Genomic DNA, 21893 nt, shown 5'->3' with positions numbered 1-21893 from the left:
GCCGGGGACTCCCGAGAGGAAAAGCATGGGGAGGTGAGCGACACGCACGCGCGAGGGACGGGCCGGGACTCCGGCTACCTCCGCTTCCCCCACCTCAGCGGCGACCGCCTCTGCTTCGTCGCCGAGGACGACCTGTGGCTGGCCCCGCTGGACGGCTCGGACCGCGCCTGGCGGCTCACCGTCGACCGCACGAAGATCTCCACCCCGCGCTTCTCCCCCGACGGCCGGCACATCGCCTACACGAGCTGGCGCAGCATCTCCCCGGAGATCCATCTGGCCCCGGTGGACGGCGGCCGGCCCGCGCGCCGCCTCACCTACTGGGGCAGCCCCGACACCGAGGTCTGCGGCTGGACGCCTTCCGACGAGGAGGGCCGCTCGGACATCCTGGCCCTCGCCTCCCACGGCGAGCCGTTCTCGTACTACACCTGGGCCCACAAGGTCCGCCTGGACGGCGACCCGGGGCGGAAACTCCCCTGGGGCCCGGTCTCCGCCATCCAGGTCGCCGAGATCGACGGCGAGCGCCGCACGCTGCTCCTCACCGGCACGCCCCCGCACGAACCGGCTTCCTGGAAGCGCTACCGGGGCGGTGCGACGGGCCGCCTCTGGCTGCACGGCGCGTGGTTGCTGACCGACCTGGGCGGGCACCTCCACTCCCCCATGTTCGTCGGCGGCCGGATCGCCTTCCTCTCCGACCACGAGGGCGTCGGCAACCTCTACTCCTGCGCGTACGACGGCTCCGACCTGCGCCGCCACACCGACCACGACGCGTTCTACGCCCGGCACGCGGCGAGCGACGGCACCCGGGTGGTGTACCAGTGCGCGGGCGACCTGTGGATCGTCGACGACCTCGCCGCCGACGCCGTTCCGCGCCGCCTCGACGTCCGGCTCTGCGGATCGCTCACCGGCCGGCGGCCGTACCAGGTGCCGGCCGCCCAGCACGTCGACGGCATCTCGGTCGACGAGACGGGCCGGGCCAGCGCGGTCGTCGTACGCGGCAGCCTGTACTGGCTGACGCACCGCGACGGCCCCGCCCGGACCATCGCCGACACCCCGGGCGTCCGCGCCCGGCTGCCCGAGATGCTCGGCTCCGGCGGACAGGTGGCGTATGTGACGGACGCCGACGGCGAGGACGCGGTCGAGATCGCCTACCTGCCCCGGGCCACCGGCGACCGCGCGCCCCGCCGCCTCGCCTCCGGCGAACTGGGCCGCGTCCTGGAGCTGGTGTCGGACCCGCGCGGCGAACGCCTCGCCGTCGCCGCGCACGACGGCCGTGTCCTCCTCCTCACGGTGTCCGACGACGCGGCTGCCGCCGCGGGCACGGAGGAGTCGACCGGCGAGGTCACCGAACTCGTCAGGTCCGTCAACGGCCCCGTCCGCGACCTCGCCTTCTCCCCGGACGGCGCCTGGCTGACCTGGTCCCACCCGGGCATCGGCCGCAGCCTCCGCGAGATCAAGATGGCCCGTATCAAGGACCGTTGCGTCGTCGACGTCACCGACGGCCGCTTCGAGGACGAGAACCCGGTGTTCACGCGGGACGGCAGATATCTGGCGTTCCTGTCCTGGCGGGGCTTCGACCCGGTGTACGACGTCCACACCGGCGACCTGTCCTTCCCGCTGGGCTGCCGCCCCTACCTGGTCCCGCTCTCCTCCGCCACGCCGTCCCCCTTCGCACTGAACCCCGACGGCCGCCCGGTGGCCGGGGGCATGGGCCCGACCGACGACGAGGACACCGACGGCACGGTCACCGTGGAGACCGAGGGCCTGGAGAACCGCGTCACGCCCTTCCCGGTCACCGCCTCCAAGTACTCCGCGCTCCACCCGGTCGCGGGCGGCGGCCTGGTCTGGCTGCGCTGGCCGATCTCGGGCGCCCTGGGCGAGACCTTCGCCAACCCGGACGACATGACCGGCCGCCCGACCCTCGAACACTTCAGCATCGGCAAGGCGAAGAAGTCCGAACTCGTCGAGCACCTGGACTGGTTCGCGGTCAGCGGCGACGGCTCCCGGCTGGTCGTGGTGGACGAGGGCGATCTGCGGGCCGTTCCCTCCACCGAGTCCGGCGACGGCGACTCGACCGTCTGGATCGACCTGCGGCGCGTCCCGCACGAGGTCGACCCGGCGGCCGAGTGGCGCCAGTCGTACGCGGAGGCCGGCCGGCTGATCCGCGCGTACTTCTGGGACCCGGGGATGAGCGGCATCGACTGGGAAGGGGTCCTCGACCAGTACCGCCCCCTGGTGGAGCGGGTCGCCTCCCCCGACGAGTTCGCGGACCTCCTGCGCGAGGTCCTCGGCGAACTGGGCACGTCCCACGCGTACGTCGCCCCCTCCCGCCGCAACGAAGGACCGCCCCACTACCAGCGCCGCCAGGGCCTGCTGGGTGCCAACCTCGTCCGCCGGGAGGACAGCTGGATGATCCGCCGCATCCTCCCCGGCGACTCCTCGGACTCCAAGGCCCGCTCCCCCCTGGCCGGCACGGGCATCAGAGAGGGCGCCGTGCTGACCCACGTCGACGGGCGCCCGGTGGATCCCACGACGGGCCCGTACCCCTTGCTGGCCGGCGCGGGCGGTACGACGGTGGAGCTGACGTTCGCCCAACCCGCCGCCCACCCCCCTTCCGAGGAAAGTTTGGAGGAAGGCCCTTCGGGCCCCTCCGACGTGGCGAGCGGGGGCCGCTCCCGCCGCGTCGCCGTCGTCCCCCTCATCGACGAACGCCCCCTCCGCTACCAGGACTGGGTCGCCAAACGCCGTGAGGTCGTACGGGAGTTGAGCGGCGGCCGGTGCGGCTACCTGCACATCCCGGACATGGGCGGCTCCGGCTGGGCCCAGTTCAACCGCGACCTGCGCATGGAGGTGTCCCGTCCCGCCCTGATCGTCGACGTACGCGGCAACGCGGGCGGCCACATCAGCGAACTCGTCGTCGAGAAACTGACCCGCAGGATCCTGGGCTGGGACCTCACGAGAGACGCCCAGCCGGTGTCGTACGCCTCCAGCGCCCCGCGCGGCCCGGTCGTCGCCCTGGCCGACGAGGCGACCGCCTCCGACGGCGACATGATCACCGCCGCCTTCAAACTCCTCAAGCTCGGCCCGGTCGTCGGCCTCCGCACCTGGGGCGGCGTCGTCGGCATGACCGGTCGTCACCAACTCGGCGACGGCACCGTCATCACCGTCCCCATGAACGCCGCCTGGTTCGACACGTACGGCTGGACCGTCGAGAACCAGGGCGTCACCCCCGACCTGGAGGTCCTCCGCACCCCGCTCGACTGGGCCGAAGGCCACCACACCCAACTGGGCGCGGCGGTGACCCTGGCCCTTGACCTCCTCACGGCCTACCCCCCGGCCGACCCCCCGGACTACACCGACACCCCCGACAGATCCCGACCGCGACTCCCGCGCCGGGAATAGGGGGCGCGCAGCGCCAAGGGGCGCGGGGAACTGCGCCGACCAGCCACACACCACCCGCACTCACCCACAACGAATCCGCCCCCTGAGTCCACCCCTCTACGGAGCTTCCCGGAACCCGCCCAACAAAGAACGCGGGGTGCCCTCCACAAGGGAGGGCACCCCACGCATCCCGGCCAGGCCGAGCGCAGCGGCTACGCGTCGTAGTCCTGACGGAACCGGTCGTCCTCGTCCCGCATCATCCGCTCGGTCTCCTCGTCGCGGCGCTGAGCACCACGCTGCGGCTGCCCGTGCTCGCGCTCACCACGCTGCGGCTGCCCGTGCTCGCGCTCGCGCTCACCAGGCCGCTGGGTCCGCTCTCGCTCACCAGGCCGCTGGGTCCGCTCTCGCTCACCAGGCCGCTGAGCCCGCTCGCGCTCCTCCGGCGACTGGCCTGTCTTGCCCTTGGCCTGCTGCTTGAGCTGCTCGGCCTTGTCCTGGAACTGGTCCTTCATGCCCATGTGGTTTCACTCCCGTAGGTGGGTGGGGGATCGGGCCTCGACCAGACAAACACGCCCGGACACACCACGCATGTCGATCAGTCACGCTCAGTCACTCGCGGCCCGCCGCCCCGACCCCCGCGTCCGCTCGTCCGCCGCCCCACCGGCCCCCACCAGCCCCTTGGACACGCCACGCAGCCGCGACTCCAGGCGCCGTACCTCCCGTGGCGCGAACGTCCCGACGAGCGCGGGAAGACAGCCGCGCACGCCCTGCGCCCCCCGCAGCCACCACTGCCCGTACACATGGCTCGACCGCCGTTCGATCCCCGCGACGAGCCGGTCGACGGCCGGCCCCAGCGGATACGTCTTGCCCGCCGGCCACGGCAGCCGCTCCCGCAACTCCCGCAGCGCCTCGTCCTTGTCGGCGCCGCGCACCATGTCCGTGTCGGTCCAGGACAGATACCCGACCCCGACGCCCACCCCCTGGTGCCCGACCTCGGCGCGCAGGCAGTGCGCGTACGCCTCGACGCCCGACTTGGACGCGCAGTACGCCGTCATCATCGGCGCCGGAGTGATCGCCGCGAGGGAGGCGATCTGGAGCAGATAGCCCCGGCTCTCGATGAGCGCCGGCAGGAACGCCCGCCCGGTGACGGCCGATCCGACGAGGTTGACCTCGATGACGCGCCGCCAGGAGTCCGGGTCGGAGTCGACGAAGGGCCCGCTGTTGGCGACGCCCGCGTTGGCGACGACGATGTCGACGCGCCCGAAGCGTTCCTTGACCTCCTCGGCGACCCGGGCCATGGCCTCGTGGTCGGTGACGTCGGCGTGCCAGCACGCGCTGTCGCCGTACAGCCGTTCCGAGACCCGCTTCAGCTCGTCCGGTTCGAGGCCGACGAGCGCGACCCTCACCCCGCGCACCGAGAGCTTGCGCGCGAGGAGTTCCCCGACGCCCCGCGCGGCCCCGGTGACGACCGCGACCCGTCCCTCCAGGGTGCTGCCCCTGCTCATGCGCCCGCCTCCTCCCACTCGTCCCGCCTGGTCCGTACGTACGTGGTCACGAGCCCGCGTATCCGGGCGGTGACCGCTTCCGGCGCCTCCACCGGCGCCATGTGCCCTACCCCGGCCAGCTCGCTCACGCCCACGCAGTCGGGCAGCGTGGCGGCCAGCGCCCGCGCGTGCACGGGCGGGGTCATCCGGTCGGCCGCGCCGACGACGACGGCCGTCGGCACGGTCAACTCCCGTACGCCGTGGTCGAGATCGAGGGTGTCGAGGACATGCGACCAGGCGTAGCGCACCCGGCGGGGACACGCGTGCACGATCCGCGCGCACGCCTCCACCATCACCGGCGACGAACCGGGGCCCATCGTCCCGTACTTGAGGATCCGCCGGGCGATGGGCGTGACCGGCCCGAGCGGCGCCCGGGAACCGAGGATCTTCCGGGTGAGCCAGGTGCGCACCCGGCCGGGCCCCATGGGCACCACCAGCGACTCGGCGACCAGCCTCGAACTGCCCGTGCTGCACAGCAGCACCGCCGCCGTGTGCTCCCGGACGGCCGCCCGCCCCGCCGCCGCCAGTACCGTCATCCCGCCCATGGAATGCCCGGCCAGCACCGCCTTCTCGCCCGGCGCGAGCACCGCCGCGAGCACCGCCTCCAGATCGTCGGCGAGGACGTCGGCGCCGCACTCGGCGGAGGCGGGGCTGCGGCCGTGGCCGCGCTGGTCGTAGGCGACGACCCGGTGGTCGACGCAGAGGTCCCGGATCTGGGCCGCCCAGAACGCGGTCGAGCACGTCCAGCCGTGCACCAGGACCACGGTGGGGGCAGCCGTGTCTTCCAGCGGCCCGTGCATCTCGACGTGCAGCCGGGCCCCGTCGGCGGACACGGCTGCCAACTCCCGTACGGCCACGGGCGGGGCGTAGGGCCCGTGCTTCACATGCGTCAGTCTGGTCACGCTCCGGCCTCCACCTTCGCCGCGTCCGTCTCGGCCGTCGTCGTGGTCGTCGTCTTCGTCTCTGTGCCCGTCTCTGTCTCTGCCTCTGCCTCTGCCCCTGTGCCTGTCTCGGTGCCTGTCGCTGTCTCTGCCGCCGTACCGGCGTCTTCCGTGCGCGGTCGAGCCACCCGCAGCACCTCGTACTCACTCAACTCGACCCGCCGGGTCGCGCTGCGGAACTCGGCCGTCGTCCCCGGCCAGACGGTGGTGTTGCGGCCATTCGCGTCGAGGTACCAGCTGGTGCAGCCGCCCGTGTTCCAGACCGTGCGCTCCATGCGTCGCTGGACCCGCTGGTTCCAGGCCGCCACGGCCGCGGGCCGGGCGTCGAGGGCGACCCGGCCGCCCAGCACGTCCAACTGCCGTACGAAGTCCGCCATGTAGTTGAGCTGGGACTCGATCATCAGGATCATGCTGGAGTTCCCGAGGCCCGTGTTGGGACCGATGATCGTCATCCAGTTCGGGAAGCCGGCGGCGGAGGCACCGCGCAGCGACCGCATACCGCTGTCCGCCCAGGCCTCGGCGAGGGTCCGGCCGTCGGCGCCCACGACCCGGTCGGCGATGGGCAGGTCGGTGACATGGAACCCGGTGCCGAAGACGATCGCGTCGGCCTCGGCGGTGGACCCGTCGGCGGCGACGAGCGTGGAGCCGTCCACCCGGGCCAGCCCGGAGGCGACCACGTCGACGTTCGGCTGTGTGAGCGCCGGATAGTAGGTGTTGGACAGCAGGATGCGCTTGCAGCCGATGCGGTAGTCGGGGGTGAGCCGCGCCCGCAGGTCCGGATCCTTGACGGTCCGGGCCAGATGCCGCTTCGCCACCTGCTCCACCACGCCCAGCGCCTTGGGGCGCTTGGTGAAGGCCTGGACCTGCAACTCCCGGATGCCCCACAGCAGTCCGCGCCGGGCCTGCGCGGTGAAGGGCAGCTGCCGGTGCAGCCACCGCTCGACGCCGCCGATGCCCCGGTCGACGCGAGGCAGCACCCACGGCGGGGTCCGCTGGAAGAGGGTGAGCCGGCCGGCCTCGGGCTGGATCGCCGGCACGATCTGGGTCGCCGAGGCCCCCGTACCGATCATCGCGACCCGCTTGCCGCGCAGGTCGTACCCGTGGTCCCAGCGGGCGGAGTGGAAGACCTTGCCGGGGAAGGAGTCGAGCCCCGGCAGCTCGGCCTCGGTCGGGATCCTCGGGTCGGAGAGCGGCCCGGTCGCGGAGACGACGATGTCGGCGGAGAGCGACCCGCCGCTGGTCCCGATCTCCCAGCGCAGCCGCTCCGCGTCCCACCGCATCATCGTCACGTCGGAGTCGAGGCGGATGTGCGGCCGGAGCCCGAAGACGTCCGCCACCCGCTCCAGATACGCGCGGATGTGCTCCTGCCCGGAGAAGACGCGCGGCCAGTCGGGGTTGGGCGCGAACGAGAACGAGTAGAGGTGGGACGGCACATCGCAGGCGCACCCCGGGTAGTCGTTGTCCCGCCAGGTGCCGCCGACGGACGCCGCCCGCTCCAGGACGACGAAATCGGTGATCCCCTCGCGCCGCAGCCGCACGGCGGCCCCGAGCCCGCCGAAGCCGGAACCGATCACCGCCACCCGCACATGCGGCCCTCGCTCCCGCCGCCCTTGCTCCCGCTCGGCCATCCCGGTACCTCCACGCCTCGTCGCGTGCGCCCACCGCGTTCGCACCACATGTCCACGCCAGTCATCACTGGCGCAGTGGGGAGCGTAGGGCAGGACCGTACCGATGGGTAGAGGTCGGGAGCTGCCGAGTTACCGGCGGTACAGCATAGGCTTCCCGCGTGGCAGACGACGGCGAGCGGCGCGAGTACCGCATGGAGGAGCTGGCCGGGAAGGCCGGCATCACCGTACGCACCCTGCGCTTCTACCGGGAGCGCAAACTGATCCCGCCGCCCCGCCGCGAGGGCCGTATCGCCTGGTACGACGACACCCATCTGGCCCGGCTGCGCACGATCTCCGCGCTGCTGGAGCGCGGCCACACCCTCAGCGGTATCGCCGAGCTGGCCGAGGCCTTCGACCAGGGCCGCCACGTGGGCGAACTGCTCGGCCTGGGCGCCCCCACCGAGGAGGTCCCGGTCCGCCTCTCCCCCGAGGAACTCGCCGACCACTTCGGCGACCAGGCGACCCCGGAGAACCTCTCCGCCGCCCTGGAACTCGGCTACCTCGCCACCGACGGCGGTGAGATCGTCCACATCAGCCGCCGCCTCCTCGACGTCTCGGCCGCCCTGGTCCGCGAGGGCGTCCCCCTCGCCGACGTCCTCGCCGCGGGCCGCCGCGTACGCACACACGCCGAAGCCCTCGCCGCCCTCTTCACCGACCTGATCCTCACCCGGCCCGACCGCACTCCCGAGGATCTCCGACGCCTCCGCCCCCTCGCGAAGAGCGTGGCGGAGGCGGAACTGTCACTGGCCCTGGACCGCCGGCTGCGGCAGTCCGGCACGCAGTGAGGGCAAGAGTTCTCAGAGGTCGTAGACCACCGTCACCGGCGCATGGTCGGACCACCGCTCGGCGTGCGTGGCCGCCCGCTCCACGAACCCCTTGACCGCCTTGGCGGCGAGCCCGGCCGTGGCCACCTGATAGTCGATCCGCCAACCTGAATCATTGTCAAAGGCCCGCCCCCGGTACGACCACCAGGTGTACGGCCCCTCGACGTCGGGGTGCAGGGCTCGCAGGACGTCGACGTATGCCCCCTCCCCCTCGTCGAAGACCCGCCCGAGCCAGGCCCGCTCCTCCGGCAGGAACCCGGAACTCTTCCTGTTTCCCCGCCAGTTCTTGAGGTCGGCCTCGCGGTGGGCGATGTTCCAGTCGCCGCAGACCACGACCTCACGCCCGTCGGCGGCGGCCCGCTCCCGCAGCTCCTTCAGATAGGCGAGGAACTCCCCCATGAACCGGACCTTCTCGTCCTGCCGCTCGGTCCCCACCTCACCGGAGGGCAGATAGAGGCTGGCCACGGTGACACCGGGCAGGTCGGCCTCGACGTACCGTCCGCTGCCGTCGAACTCGGCCGAGCCGAAGCCGACCTGGATCCGGTCGGGCTCGCGACGGCTGTAGAGCGACACCCCAGCGCGCCCCTTGGCGGCGGCCGGGGCGTGCACGACATGCCACCCCTCGGGCCGGCGCACCCCCTGCGGCAACTGCTCCGGCTCGGCCCGCACCTCCTGCAGGCACACCACATCCGCCGAGGTCCCGGCGAGCCACTCCACGAAGCCCTTCTTCGCGGCGGCCCGCAGCCCGTTCACGTTCACAGAGGTCACAGTCAGCACCCGGGCACGATACCCGTACGTGGACGGCGTCCGGATTTCGACGCGGATCACACCGGATGCATGCGCATAGATACGATGCGGGACATGATGATCCGCCGCGTCCCCTTCGACCACCCGGACGCCGTCAAGCTGAACGACGAGGTCCAGGCCGAGTACAGCGTCCGCTACGGCGACGACGGCGACGCCACACACATGGACGCGGCGCACTTCGCACCGCCGGCCGGGCTGTATCTGATCGCCTACGACGAGCACGACAGGCCCCTCGCCACGGGCGGCTGGCGCACCCAGGACACCAACGACGAGGGGTACCGGGACGGGGACGCCGAGATCAAGCGGATGTACGTCACCCCGGAGGCCCGCGGCCTGGGCCTGGCCCGCCGCATCCTGGCCGAACTGGAGTCGGACGCACGCACCGTCGGCCGTACCCGCATGGTCCTCGAAACCGGCACCAAGCAACCCGAGGCCGTGGCCCTCTACACCTCCAGCGGCTACGAGCCCTGCGCCAAGTTCGGCTACTACCGCTTCCACGACCTGAGCCTGTGCTTCGCGAAGCCGCTCCGCCCCTGACCCCGGGCACCTACATCCCCGTGCCCGGGGTCAAGGTCGGCGTCCTCCCGTGTCCCCGTGACCCCGTGGCCAAGGAGCACCCCCTGCGCCGTCTCGTCGTGGGCGACACCACCTGGCACCGGACCGTCCACCGCGGCGCGGGCCGAGCAGGACCAGACCGTGGTGTCGGCGGCCACCCGGAGCTGGCCGCGATGGCGCGCCGGGAGCCCGGCAGCATGGAACTGCTCCTCGACATACTGCCGGACGCCTTCCCGTGGGTCCGTTTCCTGCCCGAGCCCGATCTCCACGCCTTCGCCGTCGAACTGGTCGACACCATGCGCGCCGCCGACTCGCTCGGCAACAGCGCGTCCGTCGCCCAGTTGCTCATCGCCTGGCAGCACACCGCCGAGGTCTGCTCCGACCCCGAACTGCTGGCCGCACTGACCAGGGACCACGGCGAAGACTACGGTCGGCACCAGACCCTCGGGACGTCGCATGACCGCGGGCCGCGGCGACCGCGCCGCACCACCGGCATCAGACGGCCACTGAGAAGTCCGCTTCGCCGACGCCGCCTCGGCCAAGGGCTGGGAGAGCCTCGCCCCACCACCCCGAACAGGCTCGAACAGACCCCGGAAACGACGAAGATCCCGGCGATCATCATGATCGCCGGGATCTCGTCAACCGCCCCCGAGCGAACTCAAGAACAGTCGTGCGTGGGGTGTTCACGAGTGGGGCTGATGTGTGGCGGAGCACCCCCGTTGGAGATCGTTTCCCGTGCATCGGAAGATCGTTCCCCATGAAGGGCTGGCAAGGTGGCGGTGCAGCCGCGCCAGAACCCGATCCACTGAGCGTGCCGCCCATGGCCTCGGCGAACCACACGCCGCAGAAAGAGGGGCCTGCGCCCTCTCCGGACGCAGGCCCCTCTTCCGTGTCCCGTACGGAACCGCTCTCGCCCTACGCCTGTGCCCCGGCCTTCTTGCGGCGTACCACGAACATCGCGCCGGCACCGGCGGCGACGGCCACGCCGCCGGCGATCCCGATCACGGGAAGCGCGGAGCCGGAGCCCGTCTCCGCGAGGTTGCCGGTGATCTCCTTGGCCTCGCCCTGCGGCTTCACGCCCTCGGTGACGTCGGGCTTCTCGCCGTTCGGCTCGGCGTCCTCGACGTCGTCGCCCGGCTCGCCGCCGGCGGCGAGCACGGTGAACTCGTAGAAGTCGCCGTTGCCGTAGCACGCGGACTCCTCACCCGCGTACACGGCCTGGCTCAGCGCGAACGACGAACCCGCCGGAGCCTCCTCGTCCACCCGCACACGGAGGTCCAGGGTGGCGGTGGAGTGCTTCTCCAGGGAGTCCAGGACGGCGACGAACGTACCCGTGAAGGCGATCTTGCCGTCCTCGTCCTCGAAGCCCTCCTGGTAGTCGCCGGTCCACTTGCCGTCCAGCTTGTACTGGAGCTCGGCGAGGTCGAAGAGGAGCGAGCTGTCGTCGTTGGTGTCGTCCCCGTACTCCGTGAACGCCTGGACCCAGACCTTCTGCAGGTCCTTGTCCGAGTCGTTCCTGATCACGAACTCGAACTCGTGCCAGCCGGAGCCCGCGACGATCTGGTTCGGCAGCCCGGAGATGGAGGCCGTGAGCTTGTCGTCCAGGTCGAAGGTCTCGCAGTCCTCGTAGGGGTTCCACGGCTCGTCGTCCGAGGGGCCGGTGCCATCGCCGTCGTCGCCCTCGCCGTCCGACGGCTTGGTGTCGTCCTCGGAGGACGGGTCCCCGTCCTCGGTCGACGTGGTGTCGTCCTCACCGGACGTGGTGTCGTCCTCGGTCGAGGTGTCCTGGTCGTCCGACGCGGACGCCTCGTCGTCGGAGGCCGCTGCCTCATCGTCCGTGGCGGCGTCCTGGTCATCGGTCGACGTGTCCTGGTCGCCGGAGGCGGCGTCCGTGTCCTTGTCCGGCGAGTCACCACCGGTGCCGGTCGTGTCTCCCGTCCCGGCCGCGTCACCGGTGCCGGTGTCGCCGGAGGTACCGGTGGAGGAGCTCTCCGTGGTCCCCGGGGTGTCGGTGGCGAAGGCTGCCGGAGCCGACAGCAGGGCCAGCGGGGCTATGACTGCCGTGGCGGCTGCGACGGCCATGGCGCGGCGAAGCTTCATGTGCACCTCGTGCGAAGGGGTGAGTGGCCGTCGCGTTGTGGGGCCGCGGATGTGGCCGTTGATTCCACAGGTGCGACTCAGCAAACGTGTGGAAGGTTGTGCCGTACTCACAGAATCCTTATGTGGCCTGCGTCACGCGCGAAGAAGGGGGGTGGACGCCGTCGGCTGTCACGCCTTGAAGGTGACAGGGAATGGGCCGTTCCAGCCCGAAGACCCGGCGAAACGCGTGGCCGACGGGAAAGGGTGGGAAAGGGGCTCAGGGCTGATTCGGGCGCAGCCTGAACCTGTGGCGCTACGGGGGGTAGCACGGGGTGCGGGCCGCTCGGCTTCGGTGCTGATCAGCTCTCGCGGCTCCGTGTCGTCGGCGGAGCGGCACCGCAGGAGGGGACCGGTGGAGGCAGCCGCACGCGACTCGGGTGGCCGAACCGCCCGGTGGGCAGGGCTGGCCCGGACGGAATCAGGGTGAGGGAGAAGACAGGAAGACCGGTCCAGTGCCGGATCACGGGGGCGAAGGCGCCTTCCTCGCGTCGGGGCGGCGGCGTCGGTTGCGGTGGTCGACGGCGGCCTTGACCAGTCCGATCGCCAGGGCCGCAAGGCCGAGGAACAGGACGGGAACGCCGGGTCCGGGCAGGATGTAAAGGGCGGCCCCGGCCGCCGTGAGCACGGCGCCGATGGCGGCGAGAGCGATGCCGACGCGTCGTTCGCATGTAGTTCCTCATTGGCAGCCCTGGCACAGTGGGTCGACCGCCGCGCACTCGTGATGTTCCCGGCTCGACCACTGCCGGAGGCGGCTCCGCCCAGGCCACCGGTCGCTGTGCCCATGGCGGAGGTTGCCTTGTTCAAGCCACCCGGGCCCGCCACCGGGCAGCCCGGTCTCCCAGAGACCCTCTCCCGGAGTATGCGGCGCGCTCGGCCCCGAGGACGATGCTTGCTTGGGTAAATCCCTTTGCCGTAAGCCGAATTGATTACCACTCACCGAAATAGAGCGCCACGAAAATGAAGATACTATGACCAATATCACATTGCAGGCTCCTCGATGAATTGCCCGACGCGTGAGCTTCTGCACCTCTATTTGATCTTTTCTCCCTGGATATTTTCCGCCTCACCTGATCGGGTGATCAGGAGATACGGAGTCCGGAATGGGAAGATCTCTGCTCCCCTCTGCGAGACAGGGTGAGCGTGTCCCCGATCAGAGACGTCGCCAACGCGCGACCCTCCTCCCTGAACGCCCTCTGAAGCTGATAGCCGGTGCTGTGGCCATGCTGCTGGCCACTGAGGCCGCGATCACCGTCGCAACGTCCGGTCGGTCGGTGGCGCTGGCGTCACAGACGACGACTGCTGATTCGCAGCCCCGGCTCGGCCCTGCCGAGGCCGATGACGAGGCATCGGCGCAGCTGATGGCCCGGCTGCAGGACCGGCGGATCGAGATCCTCGGCGCGCGTACCGAGGCCACGACCACGTGGGCGAATCCGGACGGCACGGTGACGGTGGAGTCCTTCACCGGTCCGATCCGGGTGCAGGACGCGGCGGGCAAGTGGCGGCCGGTGGATGTGACGCTGTCCGAGGCGGACGGCGAGATCGTGCCGAAGGCGGCGGCCGCTGACATCGCCTTCTCCGCAGGCGGGAGCGCAGCGCCGTTGGCGCAGGTCAGCCGCGGCGAGAAGAGCTTCGGAGTGGCGTGGGACGGCGCTCTGCCCAAGCCGGTTCTGAAAGGCAACACGGCCACCTACCCGGATGCGGTTCCCGGGGGCGATGTGGTGGTTTCCGCACTTCCGGAAGGTTTCTCTCACTCGGTGGTGCTGCGGGAGCGGCCGAGCGGTCCGGTGGAGTTCCGTCTGCCGGTCAAGGCCGAAGGCCTGACTCTTGAGGAGACGTCGGATCAGCGGCTGCGCTGGGAGGACGCCAAGGGCAAGCAGGTCGCCGCAGCGCCGCCGCCGCTGATGTGAGGAGACTCGGAGGACGCCAAGTCCCAGGAGCCGGAGCGTACGGCGAAGGTCAGCGCGACGGTGGAGACGGCGGCCGACGGCGACCAGACGCTGGTGCTCAAGCCGAGCGAAACATTCCTCTCGGACCCGGATGTCACCTATCCGGTGGTGATCGACCCGACCAACACGCTGGCGGGCCCGACCACGGACACCTGGATCCAGTACGACGACTACCCGACGAGCCAGCGCGGATCGACAGAGTTGAAGGCCGGCACCTATGACGGGGTGCAGAAGGCGCGTTCGTTCCTGAAGTTCTCCACGTCGCAGTACACCGGCAAGAAGATCGTGGACACCGATCTGCGGCTGTACTCGTACTACTCCTCCACCTGCTCCACCTCCGGCTCCGGCGTGCAGGCCCGCAGGGTCACCGCGGACTGGGATCCGTCGGCGATCTCCTGGTCGGCGCAGCCGTCGACCACCACCACCGGCGCGGTGACCTCGACCGCTGCGAAGGGCTACAGCTCCTCCTGCCCGGCGGGCCTGGTCTCCTGGGACGTGGATGCGATCGTGCAGGCGTGGGCGGACGGTTCGCCGAACTACGGTATCCGCCTGGCCGCGGTCAACGAGACCGACGTGCTGACCTGGCGGCGGTACCGGTCGGCGAACTACGTCGACGGTTCCCACGATCCGGATGTCGAGCCGTCGCTGACGGTCACCTACAACTCCTACCCCGCCAAGCCCACTTCGGCGGCGATCTCGCCGAGTACGCTGAACGCCTACAACGGCAAGCGGTACGTCACCTCGCTCACCCCGCAGCTGACGGCGAAGGTGTCGGATGCGGACGGCGGCACGGTCAAGGCCCAGTTCGAGATCACCCCGGACCCGGCCTACAACGACACCACCTACACCTACACCGCCACCACCACCGGCGTCGCCTCCGGCTCCACCGCCACCCTGGCGATACCCTCCGCCAACGCCTTCCCGGCCGGCTCACACCTGCGCTACCGGGTACGCGGCTACGACAGCTCGCTGTACGGCTCCTGGACCGGCTACTCCACCTTCGTGCTGAACACCGCCAAGCCCGCAGCCCCGTCCATCACGTGTGACCCCTACACCGGCAACACATGGACGGCCAAGGCCACCGACGGCGCCCAGTGCACCCTGGACACCAGCTCCACTGACGGCCAGGGCTATCTGTGGGGGCTGAACGACCCGAACACGCCGAAGCGGATCGACGACACCACCAACGGGACTGGCGGCGATCCGCTAGCCATCACCGTCAATCCGGCCGAGGGCTGGCACACCCTGTACGCCAAGACCGTCGACTCCGGCGGCAACCTGTCCACCACCACGACCGAGTACAAGTTCGGCGTCGGCGCAGACGGGGCCGCGATCCTCACCCCGCGCGACGGCGACCGCCCCGCCCGCCGGGTGGCGCTCGCGGCCACAGGCAAGACCAGCTACACCGGTGTGACGTATCAGTACCGGCTCGGTGAGGCAGACACGGTGTGGAAGAACGTGCCGCTGGCCGACGTGACGAAGAACTCCGACGGCTCCGCCGTGGCCTCCTGGCCGCTGGCCGCCCCGAGCGGTGCTCCCCCGGCCCTGGTGTGGAACATCACCACCAGTTTCCCCGACGACGGCCCGATCGACATCCGGGCGGCGTTCACCGACGGCACCACCACCGGCTACTCCCAGCCGGTGACCGTCACCGTTGACCGCGACGCGGGCACCGCACCGGCCGAGGACATCGGTCCCGGCAGCGTGAACACCCTGACCGGTGACTACACGCTCTCGGACACGGACGCCTCCGCGTTCGACATGAGCGTGACGCGCTCGGCCTCGTCCCGTCGCCCGGACGCCGGGGCCAAGCAGGAGGGCCAGGCTCCGATCTTCGGCCCGCAGTGGACCGCCGGTACGGTCGCGGAGATCACCGAGTCCGACTGGTCGTACGTCAAGAAGACCTCGGACACCTCCGTGGTCCTGGTCGACGTCGACGGTGAGGAGACCGGCTTCACCGCCACCAGCGGCGGTGGCTGGAAGGCCGAGCCGGGCGCGGACGACTTTGAGCTGACCGGTTCGCTGACCGGCGCCTTCACGGTCACCGATGTCCACGAGGGCATCAAGACCACGTTCGCCAAGGTCGACCCGGCCGTGACCACGTGGAGCGTGTCGTCGACCTACCTGCTCACGGGCAACTCCACCACCAAGGTGATCTCCCAGACCATCACCGTGGACAACAAGACCGTGGCACGCCCCAGGTGGGTCATCGCCCCGACCTCGGCGGTGTCCTCCGAGACCTGTGAGACGACTCCGTCGACCAAGGGCTGCCGGGTGCTGGAGTACGTCTACGCGGCCTCCACCACGGCGACGTCCACGTCGTTCGGCGACTACGTCGACCGGGTCAAGGAGATCCGGCTGTGGTCCACGGCTCCGGGGGCGGGCAGCTCCACCGCGGTGTCCATCGCCTCGTACGCCTACGACGACTCCGGCCGTCTGCGCGAGGTGTGGGACCCACGGATCTCACCGGCGCTGAAAACCACGTACGCCTACGACTCGGCCGGCCGCGTGATCGAACTGACCCCGCCGGGAGAGCTGGCGTGGACCTTCACCTACGGCACGGCCGGCAACGCGGCCACCGCGGGTGCGGGCATGCTGCTCAAGGCGTCCCGCCCGACTTTGACACCGGGATCGGCGACGCAGACCAACGGCACGGCGTCCACCTCGGTCGTCTACGACGTGCCGCTGACCGGGACCGACGCCCCCTACCCCATGGGGCAGGCGGACGTGGCCGCGTGGGCGCAGAGCGACGTGCCGACGGACGCCACCGCGGTGTTCCCTTCGGACGCCGTCCCGGCCTCCCACAACGGGGCCGACCTGACGGCCACTGCCTACACCCGGGCCTCGGTCACCTACACCAACGCCTCCGGACGCGAGGTCAACACCGCCACACCCGGCGGGCACATCTCCATGACCGAGTACGACCGGTTCGGCAACACGGTGCGCGAGTTGAGTGCGGGCAACCGGAAGCTGGCCCTGGCCACCTCCGGTGCCGGCCTGGAGCGGCTGACCCGGCTGGGCATCGACGCCCAGTCCACCGCCGACCGGGCCCGCCAGCTGTCGTCCCTCTCGGTGTACAACACCGACGGACACCGCCTGCTGGAGGAGTTCGGGCCGCTGCACGCGGCCACTCTCACCCAGGACGTGGCCGCCTACGGTGACGCACAGGCGCTGCCCGCGGGCAGCGAGGTCCCGCTGCGCTCGCACACGGTCAACACCTACGACGAGGACCGCCCGGCCGACGCCCCCATCCACGACAAGGTCACCACGATCAAGACCGGCGCCCATCTGGAGGGCTACCCGGCCGACGCGGACGTGCGCACCACCAAGACCGAGTACGACTGGGCCAAGGGCCTGCCGCCCAAGACCATCCAGGACCCGGCAGGACTGGCCATCACGTCCACCACGGACTACGACACCCAAGGCCGGGTGATCAAGACCACCCAGCCCGAGTCCGACGGCACCGACGCCGGAGCGCGGGTGACGACCTACTGGTCGGCCACCGGCACCGGCACCTGCGCCGGACGCCCGGAATGGGCCGACCTGGTCTGCTCCGTCGGACCGGCCGGCGCCATCACCGGCGGCGGCTCCAACCCGACCGGGCTGCCCACCACGGTCACCGAGTACGACCGCTTCGGCGGCACCGCCAAGACCATCGAAACCGCGAACGGAGTCACCCGCACCACCACCATCACCCCCGACGCCGCCGGCCGCCCCGCCACGACGGCCATCACCGGCGGCATCGGTACCGCCGTGCCGGACACCACCACCGCCTACGACGAGACCACCGGCAAGGTCGCAACCGTGACCGCGGGCACCACCACCATCGCCTACGGCTACGACAAGCTCGGCCGCCAGATCTCCTACAACGACGGCACCGGCAACACCACCACCACCGAGTACGACGCCCTCGACCGGCCGACCAAGGTCACCGACTCGGCGCCGTCCACCACCACCTACACCTACAACACCACCACCGGGCGACCTCGCCGCCATCACCGGCGAAACCGGCGACACCGTCCTGCAACTGACCAACATCCACGGCGACCTGGCCGTCCAACACCCCCTGGACACCACCAAACCCACGACCGTCCTCGACCACGACGAATACGGCAACCCCCGCCAGGGCAGCACCCCCGCCCGCTACGGCTGGCTCGGCGGCAAACAACGCCCCACCTCACCCACCACGGCACTCGTCCTCATGGGCGTCCGGCTCTACGACCCCCGAATCGGCCGCTTCCTGTCCACCGACCCCATCCACGGCGGCAACGCCAACGCGTATGAGTACGTCCACGGCGACCCCATCAACAAGTACGACCTCGACGGCAGACACTGGTTCTCGAACAGATGGAAGCGACGCTTGCTGCGTGGAGCCGTCTACGCAGGTGCGGCTTTCGCAACGGCCGGCTTCTGTGCGGTCACGGGCGGCCTGGGATGCATCGTCGCCGGAGCAGCCATCGGAGCAGCTTGGGGAGCCGGCGACTACTGGGCCAAGCGACGTTTCGGGAATCGCGCAAGGTACAACCGACGAGACCTGTGGGTCAGCGTCGGTCAAGGGGCCGGATTCGGAGCCGCGAGCTCTGTAGGCGGCCTTACCTGGAAGGCCACGCAAAGATTCGTCGCGAGAGGGACAGGGAAGCGTCGGGCTCCCTCTCGGGGGTGGGGATGGTGGCGCAGATGACGCATCGCGTAATTATCAGGCGAGCGTACCTCTCGCACGAGAAATCCGGAGGAAGCATATGAAAGCCTCTGACATATTGGTCGGCCTGGCACTTCTGACCATCGGCGGTGGGCTCGCACTGCTGCTCGGCGGAGGGTTGCCGAGTCAAGCCGTTCTCGCCTTGTTCATGGGTGCGACGGGCGCATACGTCGGAGGCCGTATTCGGCGGAGGCGCGGACACTAGCCCAAGAAGCCGATATCAGTGTGGCGCCGACCCGGACCGCTAATCCCGGTCGGTGCCACACTGCCGGTCTGCATCGCCCTGACTAAGGTTCGACGGGATTGGAATGACTCGCTGACCAACAGCGGGCGGCGTTCGGATAGGAGGTACACGGGCAGAAACAGTCGCCGATATCCCTCCGACCGGTAGGGGAGGAGACTCGATCCCCTACCGGATCTGGGTGAACGTCTCTACACGGGAGTTCATGTGGGCAAGTATAAGCTTTCCCCTCTCCTCTTCTTCCTTCCCTTCTTGCTGGCGAGTGGAGTAGGAAATATTCAAGAGAGTGGCTGGTCTAGGCTGTGGGGTGCGTGCGAGATCGCATTGGGTGTTGCCGTAACGTTCTACACGGCTAAAGGAATCAGAGATATAAGGAAGGAGAGAGGCAAGCAGAACTGAAGTCCTCCGGTAGTCGCGACCCCAGGGCGACTCTGCGGAAGGGGTCGTCGACCGCTACCGGCGTAGCTGCGGTGGGGGTGGCGGCGGTGACGGATCGCATCCCTATCAGTAGAGCTCGCCCGAAGGCATACGGAGCCACGCGAAAGACGGGAATCGCCATCACCCGCACGGATAGATCGTCGCTGTCCGCAACGGCCTACGTAGGAGGCCCTCACAACCGGGCACACTTCGCTGAATCCGTCACGAGCGACCTTCAATGGATTGCTGCTGGGGCTACAGGTGGTAGAGGCAGAAAGCGGACTGACCGCACCTGACCCAAGAGCGTTGTGAGCTGAGTCGCTGCCTCATTTTCCATCCGGGCGGCGACTCAGCCGGTGCCACGCCAAACAAACTCAGCACGGAAGACGTTGTGACTGCATTTATCGTGTACTGAAAACTGGCGTAAGGGCGCGCCTCGCGCTGCTCGTTTCATGAACGCGCGAGAAGGGATTCGCATCCTGCGGCGACACCTCAAGCCGTAGAATTCCGAGGCCGCAAGTCGGCCATGAATGCCCCCTTCGGTAGATCGCAGATGTGCTACAGGAAGGCAGAAGGGCGATGGATGCCGAACTCGATGACAAGAAAGCCGGGCGTCGTGTCCGGATAGAGGACATGCGTCGCGCGGAGCGCAGGAGGGAGCGGGCTGTCAGGGCCGTGGTGATCGCAATTTTCCTGGTGGTCTCTGCTGCGGCGACCGGTGTGTCCTACTCCGTATTCACTGCGAAGAAGGAAGAGCAGCGGCTCAAAAGGGGCCTGATGACGGGCGAGCAGACGTGGGAAGCGCTGAGCCGGAACCATGTATCGAAGTCCGTCAGCTATTCCATGTCCCCATCTGCCGGGGGGACCACGCCCCGTCCTGGGCGAACTGCAATGGAGATGTCTACAGCAAGGAGATACGGAACGAGAACGCGGTCCACTCGCTTGAGCACGGCGCGGTCTGGGTCACCTACAACGACACGGCCCATGAGGCCGACATCAGGGCCCTGGCCGACCGGGTGTCCAAGACGCCGTACACCTTCATGAGCCCGTACAGGAAGCAGTCGTCACCGATCACCCTGACCGCCTGGGGCCACCAGCTGTCGGTCGAGGAGGCGGCGGATCCGCGCATCGCGCAGTTCTTTACCAAGTACGTGCAGGGCGAGCAGACCCCTGAGCCGGGTGCTCCCTGCACGGGCGGAAGCACGGGATAACCGGCTCCGTCTGGCAAGAGGCAGCCCCGCGTGTGGACAGCAGCCGGCGATAGCGATATCAGTCAGTCAGTCAGGAGAATCAGTAAATATGCGGCGTCTTTCAGGTTTGCTCCTCGCCTCCGTCGTGCTGTTGGCAGGGTGCAGCGATTCGTCGTCCTCGCCCGCTCCCGATGAGCGAGGCCACCGGCCGATGCCGGTGCCGACCGTGTCCGTCTCCCGGCAGGCGGTGCCTGCCGCAGCGGCAACGGATGCCGTGCTGCCCACCGTGTCCGGGAAGTTCGGCCGGAAGCCGACGATCACCATCCCGAAAGCGCAGCCCAGCGGGAAGTTCGTCATCACCACCGTGCTGGCGGGCCATGGCCGGAAGGCCCGCAGCAACGACATCGTGATCGTCGACTACGCCGCCAAGACCTGGAAGCGCGGCACTGCGCTGCCCGGCACCTACGGTGAGCACGGCGCACCCAGTGCTTTTCCGGTCGGTCAGGGCGCCGTACTCCCCGCACTGGATCGAGCCGTCGAGGGGCAGCAGGCCGGCAGCAGAGTGCTGGTGGTGGCCCCGCCGGCCGCCGCCTACGGTGACGCGGGCAACGCCCGGCTGGGTGTCCGGGGCACCGACACCGTCGTGTTCGCCATCGACATCGTAAAGATCATCCCGGCTGACTCCACCGCCCAGGGACAGCAGCGACCCGTATCCGAGGCGCTGCCCCAGGTACGGGCCACACGCACGGCTGCCACGATCACCGTGCCGGACACCACCCCGCCCAGGAGCCTTATGACCCAGACGCTCATCGACGGCACCGGCCCCGCAGCCAAGGCCGGCCAGAACCTCGTGATTCGGCGCGTCGGCGCAGTATGGGCCGCCAACCGCGGAGAGGAGCAGGCTACTCTCTTCGATTCGTCCTGGTCTCACGGCCCGTCTTCTGTCGTCATCGGCCGCGGCAACCTCATCGAAGGACTCGACCGGGCACTGGTCGGAGCCAGAGCGGGCAGCAGAATCCTCGTCGTGATCCCACCACAGCTGGCCTACGGAGTCACAGCCCGGGAGGATATCCCGGCCAGTTCCACCGTCGTCTTCGTAGTCGACGTACTGGCGGCACCCTAGCCTCGATCGTTCATGAGTTCCCGTCGGTGTGTTGACGGGAACTCATGAACAGATCACCGTGGCAGACCTGGCAGGTGATCCAGACGTCCCCGATCGCAGCCCGAACCGGGTTGCGCGCCATGGCGGTTCTCCTCCCTCGTGGGGCACCGACGAAACTGTCGTGCGGCGTCAGCGAGTTGGCGGCCAGGACGCCGCCCAGGTCTGCGGCTCCGATTGCCTCTCGCAACGGGAAACGATCTCCGCCGACGCGGGAACCGGTCTCCCGGACCGGAACCCTGCTGCTGGTCAGATGGGTTCCGTCGGTGCCCCCTCGTGCGGTCACCGGTATCCGGAGGAAGGCCGGTGACCTGTGTTGGTGGCGACCATGGCGAAGGGCGCCAGTTGGTCGGCGTGCGTCCGCCTCGCCGCGGTGGACGGTGCCC

14 protein-coding genes and 2 pseudogenes are annotated in these 21893 nt (G+C 69.8%); 9 read left to right on the top strand and 7 right to left on the bottom strand.

The window, feature by feature from the left end; all coding sequences use genetic code 11:
* Nucleotides 1–33: 33 nt before the first annotated feature.
* The gene (locus WBG99_RS21105; protein WP_338897779.1) at nt 34–3399 is read left to right on the top strand and encodes a S41 family peptidase; all 3366 of its coding nucleotides are present in this window, start codon (nt 34–36) and stop codon (nt 3397–3399) included.
* Nucleotides 3400–3590: 191 nt separating this feature from the next.
* Here the strand turns inward: WBG99_RS21105 and WBG99_RS21100 are convergent, their stop codons facing one another.
* From WBG99_RS21100 to WBG99_RS21085, 4 genes are all read right to left on the bottom strand, one after another.
* Nucleotides 3591–3896 (bottom strand): hypothetical protein, encoded by a 306-nt coding sequence (locus WBG99_RS21100; RefSeq protein WP_338897778.1) that lies wholly within the window; start codon nt 3894–3896, stop codon nt 3591–3593.
* Between the two features lie 87 nt (nt 3897–3983).
* Nucleotides 3984–4883, bottom strand: a complete 900-nt coding sequence (locus tag WBG99_RS21095) for an SDR family oxidoreductase (protein WP_338897777.1) — start codon at nt 4881–4883, stop codon at nt 3984–3986.
* Entirely contained in the window at nt 4880–5824 is a 945-nt protein-coding gene (locus WBG99_RS21090) for an alpha/beta hydrolase (protein ID WP_338897776.1), read from the bottom strand. Before WBG99_RS21090 ends, WBG99_RS21095 begins: the two co-directional genes overlap by 4 nt.
* Nucleotides 5821–7491, bottom strand: coding sequence for an NAD(P)/FAD-dependent oxidoreductase (locus WBG99_RS21085; RefSeq protein WP_338897775.1), 1671 nt, complete (start codon nt 7489–7491; stop codon nt 5821–5823). The genes WBG99_RS21090 and WBG99_RS21085 overlap by 4 nt, the downstream gene beginning before the upstream one ends.
* Before the next feature lie 158 nt (nt 7492–7649).
* On the opposite strand from WBG99_RS21085, the gene WBG99_RS21080 reads away from it, so the two are divergent.
* Nucleotides 7650–8315: a MerR family transcriptional regulator gene (locus tag WBG99_RS21080; protein ID WP_338897774.1), complete on the top strand. Its 666-nt coding sequence runs from the start codon at nt 7650–7652 to the stop codon at nt 8313–8315.
* 12 nt (nt 8316–8327) lie between these two features.
* Here the strand turns inward: WBG99_RS21080 and WBG99_RS21075 are convergent, their stop codons facing one another.
* Nucleotides 8328–9122: an exodeoxyribonuclease III gene (locus WBG99_RS21075; RefSeq protein WP_338900423.1), complete on the bottom strand. Its 795-nt coding sequence runs from the start codon at nt 9120–9122 to the stop codon at nt 8328–8330.
* A gap of 93 nt (nt 9123–9215) precedes the next feature.
* Here WBG99_RS21075 and WBG99_RS21070 point away from each other — a divergent pair, with 93 nt between their 5' ends.
* Together WBG99_RS21070 and WBG99_RS21065 are read left to right on the top strand one after the other, a co-directional pair.
* Nucleotides 9216–9698 carry a GNAT family N-acetyltransferase gene (locus tag WBG99_RS21070; protein WP_338900422.1) on the top strand — a complete coding sequence of 161 codons (483 nt, stop codon included), beginning with the start codon at nt 9216–9218 and terminating at the stop codon, nt 9696–9698.
* A gap of 65 nt (nt 9699–9763) precedes the next feature.
* Nucleotides 9764–10477: a hypothetical protein gene (locus WBG99_RS21065; RefSeq protein WP_338897773.1), complete on the top strand. Its 714-nt coding sequence runs from the start codon at nt 9764–9766 to the stop codon at nt 10475–10477.
* 154 nt (nt 10478–10631) lie between these two features.
* On the opposite strand, the gene WBG99_RS21060 is transcribed toward WBG99_RS21065, so the two are convergent.
* Both WBG99_RS21060 and WBG99_RS21055 read right to left on the bottom strand, forming a co-directional pair.
* Nucleotides 10632–11816: an LAETG motif-containing sortase-dependent surface protein gene (locus WBG99_RS21060; RefSeq protein WP_338897772.1), complete on the bottom strand. Its 1185-nt coding sequence runs from the start codon at nt 11814–11816 to the stop codon at nt 10632–10634.
* A 499-nt stretch (nt 11817–12315) separates the two neighbouring features.
* Complete coding sequence (locus WBG99_RS21055; RefSeq protein ID WP_338900421.1) at nt 12316–12504, bottom strand: PGPGW domain-containing protein; 189 nt, start codon at nt 12502–12504, stop codon at nt 12316–12318.
* Nucleotides 12505–13069: 565 nt separating this feature from the next.
* Here WBG99_RS21055 and WBG99_RS21050 point away from each other — a divergent pair.
* From WBG99_RS21050 to WBG99_RS21030, 5 genes and pseudogenes are all read left to right on the top strand, one after another.
* Entirely contained in the window at nt 13070–13762 is a 693-nt protein-coding gene (locus tag WBG99_RS21050) for a hypothetical protein (RefSeq protein ID WP_338897771.1), read from the top strand.
* Between the two features lie 60 nt (nt 13763–13822).
* Nucleotides 13823–17704 (top strand): annotated as a pseudogene (locus WBG99_RS21045) (DNRLRE domain-containing protein); the annotation flags it as partial.
* 91 nt (nt 17705–17795) lie between these two features.
* Nucleotides 17796–18482 (top strand): RHS repeat-associated core domain-containing protein, encoded by a 687-nt coding sequence (locus WBG99_RS21040; RefSeq protein ID WP_338900419.1) that lies wholly within the window; start codon nt 17796–17798, stop codon nt 18480–18482.
* 1255 nt (nt 18483–19737) lie between these two features.
* A pseudogene (locus WBG99_RS21035) lies at nt 19738–20369 on the top strand (DUF3105 domain-containing protein).
* Between the two features lie 190 nt (nt 20370–20559).
* Nucleotides 20560–21471 (top strand): FKBP-type peptidyl-prolyl cis-trans isomerase, encoded by a 912-nt coding sequence (locus WBG99_RS21030; RefSeq protein ID WP_338897770.1) that lies wholly within the window; start codon nt 20560–20562, stop codon nt 21469–21471.
* Nucleotides 21472–21893: the final 422 nt, after the last annotated feature.

This window comes from Streptomyces sp. TG1A-60, assembly GCF_037201975.1.
Lineage (GTDB): Bacteria > Actinomycetota > Actinomycetes > Streptomycetales > Streptomycetaceae > Streptomyces.
This window is presented reverse-complemented; position numbering and strand designations above follow the sequence as displayed.